The sequence below is a fragment of the Streptomyces sp. NRRL F-525 genome, from assembly GCF_000716605.1.
Lineage (GTDB): Bacteria > Actinomycetota > Actinomycetes > Streptomycetales > Streptomycetaceae > Streptomyces.
The window spans coordinates 12,991-30,866 of the sequence record NZ_JNXE01000001.1 but is presented as its reverse complement, the minus strand read 5'-3'; the positions used below and the strand labels follow the sequence as shown (position 1 = coordinate 30,866).

Sequence of the window (17,876 nt, the reverse complement as noted above, 5' to 3'; positions counted from 1 at the left end):
CGGAAGGCGAGACAGCATGATCGGCAAAGGAAGTAACCCCGGTGCACGGCGCCGGTTGACGCGGGTGGGCGCCCTGCTCGGCGCCGCGGCCCTGGCCACCGCGGGCGGGGCGGTCCCCGCGTCGGCGGCCTCGCACGGCCACCAGCCCTCGGGCAGCACGCACACGTCGACGCCGATCAAGCACGTGGTCGTGATCTACGACGAGAACATCTCGTTCGACCACTACTTCGCCACCTACCCCCAGGCCGCGAACACCGACGGCACCAAGTTCAAGGCGGCGGCGCACACGCCGAAGGCCGACAACCTGCTCAACGCCGGGCTGCTGAAGAAGAACCCGAACCTCTACACGCCCACGCGGCTGAGCAGTTCGCAGGTGATGACCTGCGACCAGAACCACTCCTACGGTCCCGAGCAGTACGCGGCCGACGGCGGCAAGGCCGACAAGTACGTCGAGAACACCGAGGTCAACAAGTGCACCGGCCTCTTCGGTGAGCCCGGTCTGGTGATGGACTACTACGACGGCAACACCGTCACGGGCATGTGGAACTACGCCCAGCAGTACGCCCTCAACGACCACTCGTTCAGCTCCAACTTCGGTCCCTCGACGCCCGGCGCGCTGAACCTGATATCGGGTCAGACGCACGGCGTGATCTCCGTCGACCCGGCCTCGGGCACCGAGAACCCGAAGCAGACGACGACCCCGGACTCGTACGCCGTGGTCTCCCCGAACGCCAAGGGTGTCGGCACGGTCATCAACGACCCCGACCCGGCCTTCGACGACTGCTCGGACAAGGACCACACCTCGACCAGCGCGCTCGCGGAGATGCAGGGCAAGAACATCGGCGACCTGCTCAACTCCAAGAACGTGAGCTGGGGTTGGTTCCAGGGCGGCTTCCGGCCCAGCACCGCGTGGGACGGCAAGAGCGGTGACTACGCCAAGTGCGCCGGCACCACCCACACCAATGTCGGCGGCGCCGCCTCCGAGGACTACAGCGCGCACCACGAGCCGTTCGAGTACTACAAGTCGACGGCGAACCCGCACCACTTGGCGCCGAAGTCGGTCGCCGAGATCGGGCACAACGGCCGGGCGAACCACAACTACGACCTGACCGACTTCGACGCCGCGCTCAAGGCCGACAGCCTTCCCGCGGTGAGCTTCCTGAAGGCGGCCGAGTACCAGGACGGACACGCCGGTTACTCGGACCCGGCCGACGAGCAGAACTTCCTGATCAAGGAGATCAACGCCCTTCAGAAGTCGCCCGAGTGGAAGTCGACGGCGGTCGTGCTCGCCTACGACGACTCCGACGGCTGGTACGACCACGTCTCCTCGAAGGTCCTGAACGGCTCGAAGGACTCGACGGTCGGCTCCAACGGCAAGGCCACGGACAGCCCGGCCTGCCAGGCGGGTCCGGCCGCCAAGGGCGGTTACGCGGACCGCTGCGGTCCCGGCACCCGGCAGCCGCTGCTCGTCATCTCGCCGTACAGCAAGGTCAACAAGATCGACCACACCGCCACCGAGCAGGCGTCGATCACGCAGTTCATCGAGGACAACTGGCACACCGGCCGCATCGGTGACGCGTCCTTCGACCAGCGGGCGGGCACCCTGGGCGGCATGTTCGACTTCCGGCACCCCAACAACAAGCAGGTGCTGCTGAACTCGAACGGTTCGGTGAAGTCGGTCAAGCGCATCCCGCACTACACGCAGACCTCGTCGACGGCCACGAAGGCCCCGTACCCGGCGTACGTCCAGGACCTGAAGGCGCAGAACGTCGCCGCCAGTACCGACTCCTCCACGGCTCTGCCGGTCGCGATCGGCGCCGGTCTGCTCACGGCGGTGGGAGCGACCACGGCGTTCGCCGTGTACCGCCGCAGGACGCGGAGCGCGGCCCTGTAAGTCACCGTGAACCGGGGCCGGTTGGCCCGCACCGAGGGCGGCGAGGACGATCTCCTCGCCGCCCTCGGTCGTGTCGTCGGCGACCTGATCGCCCCGGTTCCCCGGGACGGCGCCTGCCCCTACACTGACAGCTCACGAGGTACCGGGTGACCTGCGAGAACAGGTCGGTCGAGCCGACCCGCCGGAGTGAGGAGCGACCCCCCTTGTTCTACTACCTCCTGAAATACGTCATTCTGGGGCCTTTGCTCAGACTGGTCTTCCGCCCCCGGATCGAGGGCCTGGACCACATACCGGAGGAGGGCCCGGCGATCATCGCCGGCAACCACCTCTCGTTCGCCGACCACTTCCTGATGCCGGCGGTCCTCAAGCGCCGCATCACCTTCCTCGCCAAGGCCGAGTACTTCACCGGCCCCGGCATCCGCGGCCGCCTCACCGCGACGTTCTTCCGCAGCGCGGGCCAGATCCCGGTCGACCGCTCCGGCAAGGAGGCGGGCCAGGCGGCGATCCGCGAGGGCCTCGGCGTCCTGAGCAAGGACGAGCTGCTCGGCATCTACCCCGAGGGCACCCGCTCCCACGACGGCCGCCTCTACAAGGGCAAGGTCGGCGTGGCGGTCATGGCGCTGAAGGCCCAAGTCCCGGTCATCCCCTGCGCGATGATCGGCACCTTCGAGGCCCAGCCGCCCGGCAAGGTCATCCCCAAGATCCACCCCGTGACGATCCGCTTCGGCAAGCCTCTCGACTTCTCCCGCTACGAAGGCATGGAGAACGAGAAGGCGATCCTCCGCGCCATCACCGACGAGATCATGTACGCGATCCTCATGCTCTCCGAGCAGGAGTACGTCGACCAGTACGCGGCGGTCGCGAAGGCGGAGGAGGCGGCCGCGGCGAAGGAACGCAAGTTCCCCCGCCTGCCGCTGAGTTGACGTGAACGAGGAGGGGCGGCCGGTTCAGAACCGGCCGCCCCTCGTCACGTACGACTACTGCTGCTTACGGCACCGGGGTCGCGTGCGGGGTGCACGTGAAGTCGGCGGCGTCCAGCTTGCCGGTCAACAGGTAGGCGTCGACACGGGAGTTGATGCAGGGATTGACCAGACCGGTCACACCGTGCGAACCGGCGTCCTTCTCGGTGATGAGACGGGAACCCTTGAAGCTCTTGTGCAGGACGACCGCGCCCTCGTAAGGCGTCGCGGCGTCACGCTGGGACTGCACGATGAGGACGGGCGGCAGACCCTTGCCGGTCTTGACCTTGACCGGGGACTGCTGCTTGACCGGCCAGGTGGCGCACGGCAGGTTCATCCAGGCGTTGGACCAGGTCAGGAACGGGTACTTCTTGTTGAGCGCCGTGTTGTCCTTGTCCCACTTCGCCCAGCTGGTGGGCCACTTGGCGTCGGTGCACTCGACGGCCGTGTAGACGGCGTTGCCGTTCTCCGAGGAGATGTTGCCCGCGGTGTCCGACAGGTCGGGCGAGGCCGCGGCGATGAGCGGCTGGGGGTCACCGGCGACGTACTTGCTGAACGCGGTGGCGACCGGCACCCACGAGGAGTCGTAGTACGGGGCGCCCTGGAAGAAGCCGAGCAGCTCGGCCGGACCGACGACCCCGCCGAGCGGGTTCTTCTTGGCGGTGGCGCGCAGTTCGAGCCACTTGGCCTGGACGGCGGCGCGCGTGGTGCCGAGGTGGAAGGCCGCGTCGTTCTTCGCGACCCAGTCCTCCCAGTCCTTCCAGCGGCCCTCGAAGGCGACGTCCTGGCCCAGGTTGGCCTCGTACCAGATGTTGTCCTGCGCCGGGTTGACGACGCTGTCGACGATCATGCGGCGGAGGTGGGACGGGAACAGGGTGCCGTAGACGGCGCCGAGGTAGGTGCCGTAGGAGACGCCCAGGTAGTTGAGCTTCTTCTCGCCGAGGGCGGCGCGGATGACGTCGAGGTCGCGCGCGGTGTTCGGCGTGGTCATCTGCGCGAGCATGGTGCGGCCGGTGCGCTTGGCACAGCCGTCGGCGTACTCACGGGCCAGCTTGCGCTGCGCGTTCTTGTCGGCGGTGGAGTCCGGTACCGGGTCCGCCTTGGGCGCCTTCACGAACTCCTGCGGGTCGATGCAGGAGATGGGCGCCGAGTGGCCGACACCGCGCGGGTCGAAGCCCACGAAGTCGTACGCCTTGGACGTGTTGACCCACAGCGGGTTCTTGGTGGTGACCCGGAGCGGGAAGCGCAGCCCGGAGCCGCCCGGACCGCCGGGGTTGTAGACGAGCGCGCCCTGGCGCTCCGCCTTCGTGCCGGTGCTGACGGCGCGGTCGACGGCGAGCTTGATCTTCTTGCCGTTCGGCTTGGTGTAGTCGATCGGCACGGTGACCCACCCGCACTGGACCGGCTTGGCCAGCGCCCAATCGGCGGGGCAGTCCTGCCAGTTGATCCCGGCCTTGGCGGCGCGGGCGGCGGTGAGGGCGGCGCCCTGGGCGGCCGCACGGTCCTGCCCGTACCCCGCGCTCTGCCCGGTCTGCGCGTTGGCCGCGGGTGCCACCACGGCACCGGCTATCAGTGCCGCCGCCGCGAATCCGGCCGAACCGAACGCCATCACCCGGCTCTTCGGTCTGTTGTGCCTCAAGTGGGCCCCTCCCCGTACATCGTTGCGAAATGGTCTCGGAGGATCCTCGCGGCTGTGAGCCACCTGAGAACAGAGGCGGTTGACCTTCTTTACCAATCCGATAAGCGGAAACACCGGTACCGCTCAGCGGATACTCACTCCAGCGACGCCAACGCCTCGTCCAACACCCGCCGCAGCCGCAGCGCGTCGGAGGCGATCGCACTCACCAGCACGGCGGGCCCGGCGAGCGGCACGAGGCTCGCACACTCCCCCAGCATGCGCGCGCCAACTGGCTTCCGGGTGAACTCAGGCCGTACGACGACGAGTTGCCCCACAGCGCGATGCCCCCCGAGCACGGCGGGCCCGTCCCAGCCGCCCGGCGCCCCCGGCCCACAGGCCAACTCCTGATCAAGCACGGTCCGTTCGCCGATGCGCAGCGTGAGCCGACTGGTGAGCCGCCCGGGCTCCTCCCCGACCCGCCCAAGCACCTGCTCCTCACGCAGCACGAGCCGAGCGGACTCGGCGAGATCGACGCGTGTCGCAACCCGCAGATCACTACCGCGCACGGAGATCAACTGCTCGGGCAACCAGTGCAGTTCACCGTCCTCGGCGACGCTGAGCCGAACGTCGTACCGGGACTCCCCCTTCGCCTGCCCCGGCAGCGCGATGGTGGCGGCGGCGGACCCGACCCGCAACCGGGCCCCCGCCTCAACACCCGCCTCAACAGCGAAATGATCCCCGCCGAGCGGCCCGCTCATGGCCCCCACGAGCATGACCTGAGCCTCGGCCCCGCTCCCCCGGGTCCGCCGCAACGCAAGCGGCCCGTCCCCCTCCAGCACGGGCAGCGCGGTACCGCCCCGCCCGTCCTCCCGGGCCACGATCCGCGCGGTGGCCCGCACCCCGGTCACGTTCACGCCGTCCACGCGGCAAGCCGCTCCCGCACCCAGCCGGCGACGTCGCCCACTCCAGCCTCGCTCCTCAACGACTGGAAGACGACAGGCAGTTCGGCCCGCTGAGCCTTGGCGTCGGCGGCCATCCTCCCGAGATCCGACCCGACATAGGGCGCGAGGTCGGTCTTGTTGACGACCAGCAGATCGGCCGTGGTCACCCCCGGCCCACCCTTACGCGGAATGTCGTCCCCACCGGCCACGTCAATGACAAAGACCTGCGCGTCGACAAGCCCCTTGGAAAAGGTGGCGGTGAGATTGTCCCCACCCGACTCGACGAGGATGAGATCCAAGGGCCCGACCTCGTCCTCCAGATCCTCAACGGCTTCGAGGTTGGCGGAGATGTCATCCCGAATAGCGGTGTGCGGACAGGCCCCGGTCTCCACGGCGGTGATCCGCTCGGGCGGCAACACAGCCTCCCGCAGCAGGAACTCAGCGTCCTCCCGGGTGTAGATGTCGTTGGTCACGACAGCAAGGGAGAACTCGTCCCGCAGCGCCCGGCAGAGCGCGGCGACGGTAGCGGTCTTCCCCGACCCGACAGGCCCACCGAGCCCGATCCGCAGAGCACGGTGGGTCCCGTCGGGACGGTGAGCGTCGGCACTGACGGCGGCGGGGCCGTCGTGGGTGTGGTCGAGATGCATGGGGCGGCTCCTTCTGGTTTCTTACGGGTCCTGGTGGTGTCGGGCGAATTCGGCTTCGGGGCGTCGGGGCCTCACGGCTTCGGGGCCTTTCAGCGTCGAGATCTTGCGAACTTCGGGTCCTGGCGGCTTCGGAACCTTGCCGCTTCGGGTTCGTCGACTTCAGGCTCTTGCAGTTTCGGAGCCTTGCGGCTTCGGGCTCTTCGACTTCAGGTTCTTACTGCTTCGGGACCTTGCTGCTTCGGGATCTTGCAACGTCGGAGCCTTGCGGCTTGGGGCTCTTCGACTTCGGACCCTGGCGGCTTCGGACCTTGCTTCCTACGGCGTTGTGCGGCTCCGGCCCCTTGTCAGCCGGGGCCGGCACCACTTCAGCCCGTCCGGCGTTTGAGGACGAGGCCGTTCAGGCCGATCGGGGGTCCAGGGGGCGCAGCCCCCTGGCGGGGTGGAACGGGGCAGCGCCCCTGAGGATGGGACGGGTAGGGGCGGCGGGGGCGAAAAAACCTACGACGCGAACAACCGCACAGCCCAAGCCGCATGCCCCTCCCCCCCGATCTCCAGCAACGGCGCCGCCGCACAAGGCAGTTCATCAACCCCCTCGGCAAGAACCCGCCGCCCCGCCTCCACCGCCCGATCAGCAACCAGGTCCAACTCCGGCGCCAACCGGGCCAGCACAGCCGTAGCATCGAACGGATCAAGACTCAGCAACCGCACCGTCGCGGACGCCGGCCCACTCACGCTCTCGTAGGCCGCGCAGTACGCCGCATCCTCCGCCCCCAGCCCAGCAGACCGAGCCACCAGCCCCAACACCACAGGCTGATGCGCCCCCTTGGGGAACTCCCGCGCCAGGGCGTCGAGTTCAGCGGACGGCCAGGTAGCCCGAGCCGCCCGCATCAACTGCCGCCCCAACTTCCGCGAGGCCACCCGCAACGCGGGCGACGGAGTCCGCGCATCCACGGCAAGGTCCAACTCCACCGGGTCGACTCCCAGCGCGGCGGCGGAAGCGACCGAGGCGGACACAAGCCCAGCCGTGTGCAACCGCCCCCGGCAGAACTCACCAAGGCTCACGGCCCCGGTGACCCGCCCGGCCTTGACGGCAGCCTCCGCCCCGCCGGAGTGCGCATGCCCCCCGGCGGGAAACCGCCCGTCGGCGAGAACGAGTAGCGCCGCCCTGCTCATGAGACCCACCTCACCCAGCTCATCAGAACCCCTCCTCAGAAGAGGAAGTACCGCTGAGCCATGGGCAGTTCGGCCGCCGGAGTCGCCTCGACCAGCTCCCCGTCGATGTGCACGGCGAAACTGTCGGGATCGACCTGGACACGAGGCCGGGCATCGTTCTCGCGCATGTCCGCCTTCGTGACCCCACGCGTCGACTCGATCGCGACGAACTTCTTCCCGAGATCGAGCCGCTCGGGCAGCCCGTCCTCGATCGCCAACTGGGCGACGAAGTTGAAGGAGTTGGCGGCCGGTGCCCGCCCGATCGCCCCGAACATCGGCCGCGGCAGGATGGGTTGAGGCGTCGGGATGGACGCGTTGGCGTCGCCCATCTGCGCGTACGCGATCTGTCCGCCCTTGATGACGAGGTGCGGCTTGACCCCGAAGAACGCCGGTTCCCACAGCACGAGGTCGGCGAGCTTGCCGCTCTCGACGGAGCCGATCTCACGGGCGAGACCCTGCGCGAGGGCGGGGTTGATCGTGTACTTGGCGATGTAGCGCCGTACCCGACGGTTGTCCGCACGCCCGTCCCCGGGCAGCGCCCCCCGCCGCCGCTTCATCACGTGCGCCGTCTGCCAGGTCCGCATGATGACCTCGCCGACCCGCCCCATCGCCTGCGCGTCGGAGGAGATGATCGAGATGGCGCCGAGGTCGTGGAGGATGTCCTCCGCGCCGATCGTCGACGGACGGATGCGGGACTCGGCGAAGGCCAGGTCCTCGGGGACCGCCGGGTTCAGGTGGTGGCAGACCATCAGCATGTCGAGGTGTTCCTCGGCGGTGTTGACGGTGTAGGGCCGGGTCGGGTTGGTGGAGCTGGGCAGCACGTGCGGCTCGGAGACCACGGTCATGATGTCCGGCGCGTGCCCGCCGCCCGCACCCTCGGTGTGGTACGCGTGGATACCGCGTCCGGCGATCGCGGCGAGGGTGTCGCCGACGAACCCGGCCTCGTTCAACGTGTCGGTGTGGATGGCGACTTGGACGCCCGTACGGTCGGCGACGGTGAGCGAGGCGTCGATGACGGCGGGAGTCGAGCCCCAGTCCTCGTGCAGCTTCAGTCCCAGCGCTCCTCCGCGGATCTGGGACATCATCGCGTCGTGCGAGACGGTGTTGCCCTTGCCGAGGAAGCCGATGTTGAGCGGGTACTGCTCCATCGCCGCCATCATCCCGGCCAGATGCCAGGGGCCGGGGGTGACCGTGGTCGCCTTGGAGCCCTCGGCCGGTCCGGTGCCGCCGCCGACCAGCGTGGTGACACCGGCGGAGAGCGCCTCGTCGGCGATCTGCGGGCAGATGAAGTGGACGTGCGCGTCGACGGCACCGGCCGTGAGGATGCGTCCGTTGCCCGCGATGACCTCGGTCTCGGGACCGATCACCAGGTCGGGGTGGATCCCGTCCATGGTGTCGGGGTTGCCGGCCTTGCCGATGCCGGTGATGCGGCCGTCGCGGATGCCGACGTCGGCCTTGACGATGCCCCAGTGGTCGACGATCACGGCGCCGGTGATGACGGTGTCGGGGGTGCCCTCCGCGCGGGAGGCACGCGCCTGGCCCATCGACTCGCGGATGACCTTGCCGCCGCCGAACACGGCCTCGTCACCGGCGAGTCCGGGACCGCCGCTGCGGTCCTCCTCGATCTCGATCAGCAGATCGGTGTCGGCGAGCCGGATGCGGTCGCCGGTGGTCGGCCCGAACAGGTCCGCGTACGCGGCACGGGAGATCTCAGGCATCGAGGGCACCTCCGGTCTCCCCGCGCAGTCCGGGCACGATCCGGGCGCCGGTGAGGGGGACGAGTTCGACGTCGACGGGGATGCCCGGCTCGAAGCGCACGGCCGTACCGGCGGCGACGTTGAGCCGCTGCCCGCGCGCGGCGGCGCGGTCGAATTCGAGGCCGGGGTTGGCCTCGGCGAAGTGGTAGTGGGAGCCGACCTGGACGGGCCGGTCGGCGGCGTTGAGGACGGTCATCCGAGTGACCTCGCGGCCCGCGTTGTAGACGATCGGGTCGTCCGCGAACAGGATCTCGCCGGGAATCATCGAGGCCTCCTACACGATCGGGTCGTGGACGGTGACGAGCTTGGTGCCGTCCGGGAAGGTCGCCTCGACCTGTACGTCGTGGATCATCTCGGGGATGCCCACCATGACGTCGTCCCTGGTGAGCAGCTTGCGCCCGGAGGACATCAGCTCGGCGACGGTCCGGCCGTCACGGGCGCCTTCGAGGATGTGCGACGTGATGAGGGCGACCGCCTCGGGGTGGTTCAGCTTCAGACCACGGGCCCGGCGCTTCTCGGCCACGTCGGCCGCCACATGGATCAGCAGCCTCTCTTGCTCGTGCGGGGTCAGTTGCACGTCCCACCTCACAGTCCTCGCTCCGGACCGTGCGGGGTCCGGCTGCCGCCTAAACGCTCCGCTCGGAGTGCGGGACGTCGTCCGCAGGTCCGTCGTGGCTGGTCGCGCAGTTCCCCGCGCCCCCTTCGGGGCGCTGTCGAACCGCAGCGGACTTCGCCGGACCCGCTCAGCCCCCAGGGCAAAGTCCCTGGTGGCATGGATGGGCAGGCTAGTTGGACGGCGTTTCAAGCAAGTTAACCGAGCTGTGATCAGGACAATCACATCTACGCACGTAGAGCGGCCGCTCGACTAGGAGGGACCGGACCCCCGATGCTCGGCCGCGATGCCGAACCGCTGGTGTTCGCGGGGAGCGGACGCGACCTCGCGCACGGCGGAGACGGCACTGATCACCCGCTCCTCACCCGCCCGGTCAAGTTCGTTCAATCGCTCCAGGTCGGCGGCGGAGACAAGGGCGACGAGCGGCTTCCCGTGCCGTGTCACGACGACGCGCTCGGCGCCGTACACCACCCGGTTGATCAGGTCGGCGAGCTCAGCCCTGGCTTGCGTCACCGGAATCTCGTAGGCCATGACCCCATCATACGTTCCATACGTCCTGTACATTTTGTACAGAGCAAGCCAGAGTGGATGCCGTAGATGCCAGTCAATGAGGGGCTACGCCATGACCCGACCGTCCGCCCGCCACGTCCTGCCCGAGTTCACCGAGCGCACCAGCGCCGGCCACCGGACCCTGGACCCGTACTCGAAGCTGCTGGAGGAGCGGATCGTCTTTCTCGGGACGCCCATCGACGACATCTCGGCGAACGACGTGATGGCCCAGTTCATGCACCTCGAGTACCAGGCACCGGACCGCGACATCTCGCTGTACATCAACTCGCCCGGCGGATCGTTCACCGCGATGTCGGCGATCTACGACACGTTGCGGTTCGTCACGTGTGACGTGGAGACGGTCTGCCTGGGCCAGGCCGGCACCTCCGCGGCGCTGCTGCTGGCGGCGGGCACCCCGGGCAAGCGGTCCGCGCTGCCGGGTGCGCGGGTGGTGCTCCACCAGCCCTCCTTCCCCGAGCCGATCCAGGGTCAGGCGAGCGATCTCGCCATCCAGGCCGAGGAGTTGGCGCGTACGCGGGTCCAACTGGAGGAACTGCTGGCCCTGCACACGGGCCGGACGGTGGCGCAGGTGAGCGCGGACATCGAGCGGGACCGCATCATGGATGCCCAACAGGCCCTGGAATACGGGTTGGTGGACCGGATCGTGACCACGCGGAAGACCTCGCTCACCGAGCACGGCGGGGAGTGAGCCGACGATGCTGCCGCCGGAACTGCCTCCGCTGCCCGCACTGACGCGCGCCGAGGGCGAGTTGATCGACCGTTATCTGGATGTGGCCGACCTGCTGGGCCGTATCAACCCGGCGCACAACGGTGACACGTACCGTGGTCTGAGGGCCGCTCAGGCGCTCGTGGCGAAGGCCACCGAGCTCCGGGACGCGCTGGCGCTGATGCACCAGCGGGGCGAGAGCGAACTGCACGCCCCCACGCTGGCGCGGGCGCTGCGCGTGCTGGACGGGGAGCGCCGCACGGCGCGCGTCACCCTGCCCGCACCCTCGGACAGTTGACGGACGTAAAGCTGTCCCGGACGACGTCGAAACGAGCCGAACGACGTACCCCCGATCGGCGTAGTCGCGACTCCGCCCATACGGCCGTCCGGGTTGCGCAACACGCGTAGCCCGAGGGCCGGGTGAGGTGTTCCGGTGCTGGTCCGAGCGTCACACCCCCCTCGACACTCCCTCGAACACCGTTGCGTTCAGCCGAACGGGTGAGTGGTGAGTAACCCCACAAATCCCCGGTTCCGTTGGGCTTTTCGGACATTCATAGGTGAAGATCCCTGTCTGACGACAAGACCCCGCCGCAGCGGCGGGGCGATCCGGGCGGACGCCGAGTCCTGCCGCCGCCCGGATGACAGGTCGACAGGATTGCATCGGCAGGAGTGGAGGACCCAAGCACGACGGGTCGCCGGGACGGTCACGCCATGACCGGGTCGAGCAGCCCTTGGGGTGAAGCCGCGTCAGCGGCCGGGCAACTTCGCCAGCCCGAATCCGACAGGTCATCCTTCACAGGCGGCTGACGAAGGGTTGCGCATGACTGCGCTCAATCGTGTCCCGTCGCTGATGGTCAGGGCCGGTACGGCCTCGGCCTTCGCCATCGCCGCCGTTGGCGGTTCCGTCGTGATACCGGGCGTCGCATCCGACGCCGCGGCCGCGACACCCGCGACGAAGGCACTCCAGGTCGCGGCGTCCAAGAAGGGCGCGCCGTACAGGTACGGGGCCACCGGACCGGGCCGCTTCGACTGCTCCGGGCTCACGCTGTACTCGTACAAGAAGGCAGGCAAGAAACTGCCCCGTACGGCGGCCCAGCAGTACAACAAGACCCACCACATCTCGGCCAAGAGCCGCAAGGCCGGGGACCTCGTCTTCTTCCACTCGGGCTCCAGCGTCTACCACGTCGGCATCTACGCCGGCAAGGGAAAGATCTGGCACGCCCCGAAGACCGGGGACGTGGTGAGACTGCAGAAGATCTGGACCAAGAGCGTCTGGTACGGCCGGGTCAGCTAGTCCCGTCCGAATCTCCCGAGGGGGTGGCGGCCACCTGACAGGCCGCCACCCCCTCGGGTGTCCAGGGACGTTCACCAGGCTGTTCTACGGCTCCTGCTGGCCCGCGGCGGTCACCGGCCGGGCCGGTACCGTCCAGGGCACCTCGATGGAGACCGTCTTGCCGCCCTCCAGGGTGGGCCGGACCTTGAGTTTGCCGCCGCACTCCGCGGTCAGCCAGCGGATGATCACCATGCCCCGGCCGTTGTCCTGCTGGACGGCGGCCGGCAGGCGTTTGGGGAACCGGGGATGGCTGTCGGTGACCCCGATGCGCAGCCGTTCGTCACGCTCCAGCTCGATGTCCACCGTGAAGGTGGGTGACTGCCCGAAGGTGTGCTGTACGGCGTTGGTGGCGAGTTCGGAGACGATCAGGCGGATGGTGTCGGCGACCTCCGTGTCCGCCGCGAGCCCCCATTCCACCAGGGTCCCGACGACATAGGTGCGGGCGGTGGAGACCGAGGCGGGATCGCTCGGCAGAGTGACGGATGCTTCCAGATGGTCTGCCATGGCGCGGTCGTCCCTTTCCCGCGGGACCGGTGTCCGACACGGAGCGGATGGTTCGAGTACGGTCCCGGACTGGTGCTTCTTCGCCAGACTGCCATTACCGCGTCGGTAACGGTGGCGATCCACCAAGATATGCATATATCTGTCGCTCGAAGCGGTGAACTCTGCGACCCCAGACCGTATTTGGGCGGCTCGGAAGGAGTAAGGAGAAACCCATGCAGTACGGTCCCGCGGTGCGCCGCCGGAAACTGGGCGCCGAACTCCGCGCGTTGCGTGCGGAGGCGGGGCTCACCAGCGGTGAGGCGGCCCGGCTGGTCGGCTGGCACCAGTCGAAGGTGAGCCGCATCGAGACCGGCGCGAGTGGCGTGAAACCACCCGACGTCCGGTTACTCCTGGACGCCTACCAGGTCGGTGACCCACAACTTCGGGACATGCTCCTCGTGTTGGCCGGCTCCGACGACGGCGGCGGCCGGCACCACTGGTGGCACGCCTATCGCGGTGTACTGCCGCCCGCCTACCGGGACTTCATCAGCCTGGAATCACAGGCCAGCACGCTCCGCACCCTGGAGACCTCGGTGGTCCCCGGCCTGCTGCAGACGCCCGAGTACGCCCGCGCGGTGACCCGGGCCGCCGTGGGAGGCCTCGACAACGACGGCCCCGAGCGGCTCGACGCCCTGGTTCAGGTGCGGTTGGCCCGGCAGGACGTGCTCCGCGCGGATCCGCCGCTGGAGCTGAGCGTGGTCCTCGACGAGGCGGTGCTGCGGCGGGAGGTCGGCGGGCCGGGGGTGATGGCGCGTCAGCTGGACCGGCTCGTGGAGGCGGCCAAGCTGCCCCAAGTCAGGCTTCAGGTACTGCCGTTCGCCGCAGGAGCACACATCGGCATCACCGGGCCTTTCGTTATCTTCTCCTTTCCGAGCACTTCTGATCTGGACGTGGTTGTTCTAGACCACTTGACGAGTAGCCTCTACCTCGAACGGAAAGAAGACCTAGAGGCCTACACCGAGGCCTTCAACACCCTTCAGTTCCACGCCCTTTCGCCCGAGGATTCGTCGGATTACATCGCCGGGATACGTGACGGCGCGTAAGGAGGCACCATGTCTGCACTGCCTCGGAACGTACCTTCCAGTTCTGAACTGTCCGGTGTGCGGTGGCTGCGCAGCAGCTACAGCACGGGAGCGAACAACTGCGTCGAGGCGGCTCGTCCGCGCTCAGGCCCCCGCACGGGGCTGCTCGCCGTACGCGACTCGAAGGACCCGCAAGGACCCGCCCTGCTGTTCTCCCCCGAGAGCTGGACGGGTTTCCTCAGCGCGTTCCACTGATCGGTTCCCCCGTCATCAGCGACGCACGACCGTGTCACGCCGACTCATGGTCGCGTCTCGCCGATCACACGTACAGCGCGTTCGATCTCGGCCCCGGAGAGGTCCGCTCGGGCGGTCAGCCTGAGCCGTGAGATGCCGTCGGGCACGGAAGGAGGACGGAAGCAGCCCACGGCCAGCCCTGCCGTACGGCAGTCGGCCGCCCATTGCACGGCCGCCTCCGGGGACGGCGCACGCACCGAGACCACCGCGGCGTCCGGACGTACCGCTTCCAGACCCGCGGCGGTCAGCCGCGTGTGCAGATCACCCGCCACGGCGCGAGCCCGGGCAGCCCGCTCGGGCTCGCGCCGCAGCAGGGTGAGCGCGGCCAGCGCCGCGCCCGCCGCCGCCGGCGCCAGTCCCGTGTCGAAGATGAACGTCCGCGCCGCGTTGACCAGATGGTCGATCACCCGCGCGGGCCCGAGCACGGCACCGCCCTGACTGCCGAGCGACTTGGACAGGGTCACGGTCACGACCACGTCCTCACGCCCCGCGAGCCCCGCCGCGTACGGCGCCCCGCGCCCCCCGTCGCCCAGCACCCCGAGCCCGTGCGCGTCGTCGAGCAGCAGCCCCGCCCCGAACTCCCGGCACGCCTCGGCGAGCGCCTCCACCGGCGCCGCGTCCCCGTCCACGGAGAACACCGAGTCGGACACGACCACGGCCTGCCCGTCGTGCGTCCGCAGCGCCTTGCGCACCCCGTCCGGATCGGCGTGGCCTACGACCTGGGTCGCACCCCGCGCCAGTCGGCAGCCGTCGATGAGGGAGGCGTGGTTGCCCGCGTCGGAGACGATCAGCGAGCCGTGCGGCGCGAGCGTGGTGACCGCGGCGAGGTTGGCCGCGTACCCGGAGGAGAAGACGAGGGCGGCTTCGAACCCGCAGAACTCGGCCAGTTCACGCTCCAGTTGGGCATGCAGCTCCGTCGTACCGGTGACGAGCCGCGACCCGGTCGACCCCCCGCCCCAGGTCCGCGCGGCATCGGCAGCGCCCTCGACGACCTCGGGATGATGGGCCAGACCCAGGTAGTCGTTGCTCGCGAGATCGAGGAGCGGCGAGTCGGCGGGACGGGGGCGCAGGGTCCGTACGAGCCCGGCGCGGCGGCGCTGCTCCGCCTGCTCGTCGATCCAGCCGAACGCCATGGTTCCTCCGGGCTTTTGTAGGCAGTGCACAGACACTAATCGGACGACCGGCCGCCCATGGTGTGGTGATACCCACATGCCCGAGGCCATGTCTTGTGCATTCTCTCCTTGGCCGCAAGCGGTCCCGTAGGACAGGATCGGGCCTCATGGACCTGCTGAACACGCTCGTGGACAAGGGGCTTCGGCGCGAGCTGCCGACCCGCGCGGAAGCTCTCGCCGTCCTCGCCACCTCGGACGACGACCTGCTGGATGTCGTGGCCGCGGCCGGAAAGGTGCGCCGGCACTGGTTCGGCCGACGGGTGAAGCTCAACTACCTCGTCAACCTGAAGTCCGGCCTGTGCCCCGAGGACTGCTCGTACTGCTCGCAGCGGCTCGGCTCCAAGGCCGAGATCCTGAAGTACACGTGGCTGAAACCCGACGCTGCCTCGAAGGCCGCGGCGGCCGGTGTGGCGGGAGGCGCCAAGCGCGTCTGCCTGGTCGCCTCCGGCCGGGGTCCGACCGACCGGGACGTGGACCGGGTCGCGGGCACCATCAAGGCGATCAAGGACCAGAACGAGGGCGTCGAGGTGTGCGCCTGCCTCGGCCTGCTCTCCGACGGCCAGGCGGACCGGCTGCGCGAGGCCGGCGCCGACGCCTACAACCACAACCTCAACACGTCCGAGTCGACGTACGGCGACATCACGACCACCCACACGTACGCCGACCGCGTCGACACCGTGCAGAAGGCGCACGCGGCCGGCCTGTCCGCCTGCTCGGGCCTCATCGCCGGCATGGGCGAGACGGACGAGGACCTGGTCGACGTCGTCTTCTCCCTCCGCGATCTCGACCCCGACTCGGTACCGGTGAACTTCCTGATCCCGATGGAGGGCACCCCGCTCGAGGCCGACTGGCACCTCACCCCGCAGCGCTGTCTGCGCATCCTCGCGATGGTCCGCTTCGTCTGCCCGGACGTCGAGGTCCGCATCGCGGGCGGCCGCGAGGTCCACCTGCGCACGATGCAGCCCCTCGCCCTGAACCTCGCCAACTCGATCTTCCTCGGCGACTACCTCACCAGCGAGGGCCAGGCCGGCCACGCCGACCTGGAGATGATCGCGGACGCGGGCTTCGAGGTGGAGGGCGCGGGCGAGGTGACACTGCCGCAGCACCGGGCGACGGCGGGCGGCTGCGGCTCGCACGAGGACGCCGGGTGCGGTGGTGGCTGCGGCGGGCACGAGGGCGCCGGAGTCTGCGGTTCCGCCCCCGCTGCCGCCTCTACGTCCGCCCCCGTGCCGCAGGTGGACGAGCTGCGCCGTGACCTGGTCTCCGTACGCCGTCGAGGTGCCGGAACGGACATCGCGCCCAATGCCTGACCCGAACGGCCGCCTGCCCGTCCCGGAGCTGCTGGAACTGGACCGGCGGCACGTCTGGCATCCGTACGGTCCGATGCCCGGCCGGGTCGACCCGCTCGTCGTGGAGTCGGCGAGCGGGGTGCGGCTCCGACTGGCGGACGGCGGGGGCGAGTTGGTCGACGGGATGTCGTCCTGGTGGTCGGCGATCCACGGCTACAACCACCCCGTGCTCAACGAGGCCGCGCGGGAGCAGCTCGGCCGGATGAGCCACGTGATGTTCGGCGGGCTCACGCACGAGCCCGCCGTACGGCTGGCGAAGCTCCTTGTCGACATGTCTCCGGACGGCCTGGAACACGTCTTCCTCGCCGATTCGGGCTCCGTGTCGGTCGAGGTGGCGGTGAAGATGTGCCTCCAGTACTGGCGCTCACTCGGCCGCCCCGCGAAACAGCGCCTGCTGACCTGGCGCGGCGGCTACCACGGCGACACCTGGCAGCCGATGTCGGTGTGCGACCCCGAGGGCGGGATGCACGAGCTGTGGTCGGGCGTGCTCCCGCGCCAGGTCTTCGCGGACGCGCCGCCGACCGAGTACGAGGAGTCGTACGCCGATCATCTGCGCGAGCTGATCGGCCGGCACGCGCACGAGCTGGCCGCGGTGATCGTGGAGCCGGTGGTACAGGGCGCGGGCGGGATGCGGTTCCACTCCCCCGCGTATCTGCGCGTGCTGCGCGAGGCGTGCGACGCGCATGACGTGCTGCTGGTGTTCGACGAGATCGCGACGGGTTTCGGCCGCACGGGCGCGCTGTTCGCAGCGGAGCACGCAGCGGTGACCCCGGACGTGATGTGCGTGGGCAAGGCGCTGACCGGCGGCTACCTGACGATGGCGGCGAGCCTGTGCACGTCACGCGTGGCCGAGGGCATCTCGCAGGGCGAGGTACCGGTCCTGGCCCACGGCCCGACCTTCATGGGCAACCCGCTCGCGGCCGCCGTGGCCTGCGCGTCGCTCGAACTCCTCCTGAACCAGGACTGGTTGACGGAGGTCAAGCGCATCGAGACGGGCCTGCGGGAGGGCCTGGCCCCGGCGCGGGAGATCCCCGGCGTCCAGGACGTCCGCGTCCTCGGCGCCATCGGCGTGGTCCAGCTCGACCACGCCATCGACATGAAGGCCGCGACGGACGCGGCCGTACGCGAGGGCGTCTGGCTACGGCCGTTCCGCGACCTCGTCTACACGATGCCGCCGTACGTCACGGGCGACGCCGACCTCGCGCGGATCACCCGCGCGGTGTGCGCGGCGGCACAGGAGGGATGA

The 17,876-nt window shown here is 69.4% G+C and carries 19 protein-coding genes and 1 riboswitch; of the genes, 9 read left to right on the top strand and 10 right to left on the bottom strand.

Annotated features, from left to right (window positions below):
* Positions 1 to 16: 16 nt before the first annotated feature.
* Both OO69_RS00150 and OO69_RS00145 read left to right on the top strand, forming a co-directional pair.
* Positions 17 to 1,894: a phospholipase C gene (locus tag OO69_RS00150; RefSeq protein WP_033278241.1), complete on the top strand. Its 1,878-nt coding sequence runs from the start codon at positions 17 to 19 to the stop codon at positions 1,892 to 1,894.
* 203 nt (positions 1,895 to 2,097) lie between these two features.
* Positions 2,098 to 2,817 carry a lysophospholipid acyltransferase family protein gene (locus OO69_RS00145; RefSeq protein ID WP_033278240.1) on the top strand — a complete coding sequence of 240 codons (720 nt, stop codon included), beginning with the start codon at positions 2,098 to 2,100 and terminating at the stop codon, positions 2,815 to 2,817.
* A gap of 64 nt (positions 2,818 to 2,881) precedes the next feature.
* Here the strand turns inward: OO69_RS00145 and OO69_RS00140 are convergent, their stop codons facing one another.
* The 8 genes from OO69_RS00140 to OO69_RS00105 all read right to left on the bottom strand — a co-directional run bounded on the left by OO69_RS00140 (position 2,882) and on the right by OO69_RS00105 (position 10,172).
* A complete protein-coding gene (locus OO69_RS00140) occupies positions 2,882 to 4,462 on the bottom strand; it encodes an alpha/beta hydrolase (protein ID WP_033278239.1) in 1,581 nt (526 codons plus the stop codon).
* Positions 4,463 to 4,626: 164 nt separating this feature from the next.
* A complete protein-coding gene (locus OO69_RS00135; RefSeq protein ID WP_033278238.1) occupies positions 4,627 to 5,394 on the bottom strand; it encodes an urease accessory protein UreD in 768 nt (255 codons plus the stop codon).
* Positions 5,382 to 6,059: an urease accessory protein UreG gene (gene ureG / locus OO69_RS00130; RefSeq protein ID WP_033278237.1), complete on the bottom strand. Its 678-nt coding sequence runs from the start codon at positions 6,057 to 6,059 to the stop codon at positions 5,382 to 5,384. Before ureG ends, OO69_RS00135 begins: the two co-directional genes overlap by 13 nt.
* Positions 6,060 to 6,557: 498 nt before the next feature.
* A complete protein-coding gene (locus tag OO69_RS00125; protein ID WP_033278236.1) occupies positions 6,558 to 7,232 on the bottom strand; it encodes an urease accessory protein UreF in 675 nt (224 codons plus the stop codon).
* A gap of 35 nt (positions 7,233 to 7,267) precedes the next feature.
* Entirely contained in the window at positions 7,268 to 8,989 is a 1,722-nt protein-coding gene (locus OO69_RS00120) for an urease subunit alpha (RefSeq protein ID WP_033278235.1), read from the bottom strand.
* Complete coding sequence (locus OO69_RS00115; RefSeq protein ID WP_033278234.1) at positions 8,982 to 9,293, bottom strand: urease subunit beta; 312 nt, start codon at positions 9,291 to 9,293, stop codon at positions 8,982 to 8,984. Before OO69_RS00115 ends, OO69_RS00120 begins: the two co-directional genes overlap by 8 nt.
* A gap of 9 nt (positions 9,294 to 9,302) precedes the next feature.
* Positions 9,303 to 9,605, bottom strand: a complete 303-nt coding sequence (locus tag OO69_RS00110) for an urease subunit gamma (protein WP_019059531.1) — start codon at positions 9,603 to 9,605, stop codon at positions 9,303 to 9,305.
* 288 nt (positions 9,606 to 9,893) lie between these two features.
* Positions 9,894 to 10,172 carry a type II toxin-antitoxin system Phd/YefM family antitoxin gene (locus tag OO69_RS00105; protein WP_033278233.1) on the bottom strand — a complete coding sequence of 93 codons (279 nt, stop codon included), beginning with the start codon at positions 10,170 to 10,172 and terminating at the stop codon, positions 9,894 to 9,896.
* A gap of 91 nt (positions 10,173 to 10,263) precedes the next feature.
* Between OO69_RS00105 and OO69_RS00100 the strand changes: the two genes are divergently transcribed.
* From OO69_RS00100 to OO69_RS00090, 3 genes are all read left to right on the top strand, one after another.
* Positions 10,264 to 10,899, top strand: coding sequence for an ATP-dependent Clp protease proteolytic subunit (locus tag OO69_RS00100; RefSeq protein WP_033278232.1), 636 nt, complete (start codon positions 10,264 to 10,266; stop codon positions 10,897 to 10,899).
* Positions 10,900 to 10,906: 7 nt separating this feature from the next.
* Positions 10,907 to 11,215: a hypothetical protein gene (locus OO69_RS00095; protein ID WP_033278231.1), complete on the top strand. Its 309-nt coding sequence runs from the start codon at positions 10,907 to 10,909 to the stop codon at positions 11,213 to 11,215.
* 339 nt (positions 11,216 to 11,554) lie between these two features.
* A riboswitch (cyclic di-AMP (ydaO/yuaA leader) is annotated at positions 11,555 to 11,734 on the top strand.
* A 3-nt stretch (positions 11,735 to 11,737) separates the two neighbouring features.
* Positions 11,738 to 12,211, top strand: coding sequence for a C40 family peptidase (locus OO69_RS00090; RefSeq protein WP_033278230.1), 474 nt, complete (start codon positions 11,738 to 11,740; stop codon positions 12,209 to 12,211).
* Positions 12,212 to 12,295: 84 nt separating this feature from the next.
* On the opposite strand, the gene OO69_RS00085 is transcribed toward OO69_RS00090, so the two are convergent.
* Complete coding sequence (locus tag OO69_RS00085) at positions 12,296 to 12,754, bottom strand: ATP-binding protein (RefSeq protein WP_033278229.1); 459 nt, start codon at positions 12,752 to 12,754, stop codon at positions 12,296 to 12,298.
* A 212-nt stretch (positions 12,755 to 12,966) separates the two neighbouring features.
* On the opposite strand from OO69_RS00085, the gene OO69_RS00080 reads away from it, so the two are divergent.
* Complete coding sequence (locus OO69_RS00080; protein WP_033278228.1) at positions 12,967 to 13,836, top strand: helix-turn-helix domain-containing protein; 870 nt, start codon at positions 12,967 to 12,969, stop codon at positions 13,834 to 13,836.
* 9 nt (positions 13,837 to 13,845) lie between these two features.
* A complete protein-coding gene (locus OO69_RS49865) occupies positions 13,846 to 14,070 on the top strand; it encodes a DUF397 domain-containing protein (protein ID WP_078652236.1) in 225 nt (74 codons plus the stop codon).
* Positions 14,071 to 14,114: 44 nt separating this feature from the next.
* Here the strand turns inward: OO69_RS49865 and OO69_RS00075 are convergent, their stop codons facing one another.
* Positions 14,115 to 15,242, bottom strand: coding sequence for an 8-amino-7-oxononanoate synthase (locus OO69_RS00075; protein WP_033278227.1), 1,128 nt, complete (start codon positions 15,240 to 15,242; stop codon positions 14,115 to 14,117).
* 146 nt (positions 15,243 to 15,388) lie between these two features.
* Between OO69_RS00075 and bioB the strand changes: the two genes are divergently transcribed.
* Entirely contained in the window at positions 15,389 to 16,591 is a 1,203-nt protein-coding gene (gene bioB, locus OO69_RS00070) for a biotin synthase BioB (RefSeq protein WP_033278226.1), read from the top strand.
* On the top strand, positions 16,584 to 17,876 hold the full coding sequence (locus tag OO69_RS00065) for an adenosylmethionine--8-amino-7-oxononanoate transaminase (RefSeq protein WP_033278225.1): 1,293 nt from the start codon (positions 16,584 to 16,586) through the stop codon (positions 17,874 to 17,876). Before bioB ends, OO69_RS00065 begins: the two co-directional genes overlap by 8 nt.

What these genes read in the sequence shown, in the direction of transcription:
- OO69_RS00150 (WP_033278241.1), top strand. Translation starts at nt 17, where the DNA reads ATGATCGGCAAAGGAAGTAACCCCGGTGCACGGCGCCGGTTGACGCGG.
- OO69_RS00140 (WP_033278239.1), bottom strand. Translation starts at nt 4,462, where the DNA reads ATGGCGTTCGGTTCGGCCGGATTCGCGGCGGCGGCACTGATAGCCGGT.
- ureG (WP_033278237.1), bottom strand. Translation starts at nt 6,059, where the DNA reads ATGCATCTCGACCACACCCACGACGGCCCCGCCGCCGTCAGTGCCGAC.
- OO69_RS00125 (WP_033278236.1), bottom strand. Translation starts at nt 7,232, where the DNA reads ATGAGCAGGGCGGCGCTACTCGTTCTCGCCGACGGGCGGTTTCCCGCC.
- OO69_RS00120 (WP_033278235.1), bottom strand. Translation starts at nt 8,989, where the DNA reads ATGCCTGAGATCTCCCGTGCCGCGTACGCGGACCTGTTCGGGCCGACC.
- OO69_RS00115 (WP_033278234.1), bottom strand. Translation starts at nt 9,293, where the DNA reads ATGATTCCCGGCGAGATCCTGTTCGCGGACGACCCGATCGTCTACAAC.
- OO69_RS00105 (WP_033278233.1), bottom strand. Translation starts at nt 10,172, where the DNA reads ATGGCCTACGAGATTCCGGTGACGCAAGCCAGGGCTGAGCTCGCCGAC.
- OO69_RS00100 (WP_033278232.1), top strand. Translation starts at nt 10,264, where the DNA reads ATGACCCGACCGTCCGCCCGCCACGTCCTGCCCGAGTTCACCGAGCGC.
- OO69_RS00095 (WP_033278231.1), top strand. Translation starts at nt 10,907, where the DNA reads ATGCTGCCGCCGGAACTGCCTCCGCTGCCCGCACTGACGCGCGCCGAG.
- OO69_RS00090 (WP_033278230.1), top strand. Translation starts at nt 11,738, where the DNA reads ATGACTGCGCTCAATCGTGTCCCGTCGCTGATGGTCAGGGCCGGTACG.
- OO69_RS00085 (WP_033278229.1), bottom strand. Translation starts at nt 12,754, where the DNA reads ATGGCAGACCATCTGGAAGCATCCGTCACTCTGCCGAGCGATCCCGCC.
- OO69_RS00080 (WP_033278228.1), top strand. Translation starts at nt 12,967, where the DNA reads ATGCAGTACGGTCCCGCGGTGCGCCGCCGGAAACTGGGCGCCGAACTC.
- OO69_RS49865 (WP_078652236.1), top strand. Translation starts at nt 13,846, where the DNA reads ATGTCTGCACTGCCTCGGAACGTACCTTCCAGTTCTGAACTGTCCGGT.
- OO69_RS00075 (WP_033278227.1), bottom strand. Translation starts at nt 15,242, where the DNA reads ATGGCGTTCGGCTGGATCGACGAGCAGGCGGAGCAGCGCCGCCGCGCC.
- bioB (WP_033278226.1), top strand. Translation starts at nt 15,389, where the DNA reads ATGGACCTGCTGAACACGCTCGTGGACAAGGGGCTTCGGCGCGAGCTG.
- OO69_RS00065 (WP_033278225.1), top strand. Translation starts at nt 16,584, where the DNA reads ATGCCTGACCCGAACGGCCGCCTGCCCGTCCCGGAGCTGCTGGAACTG.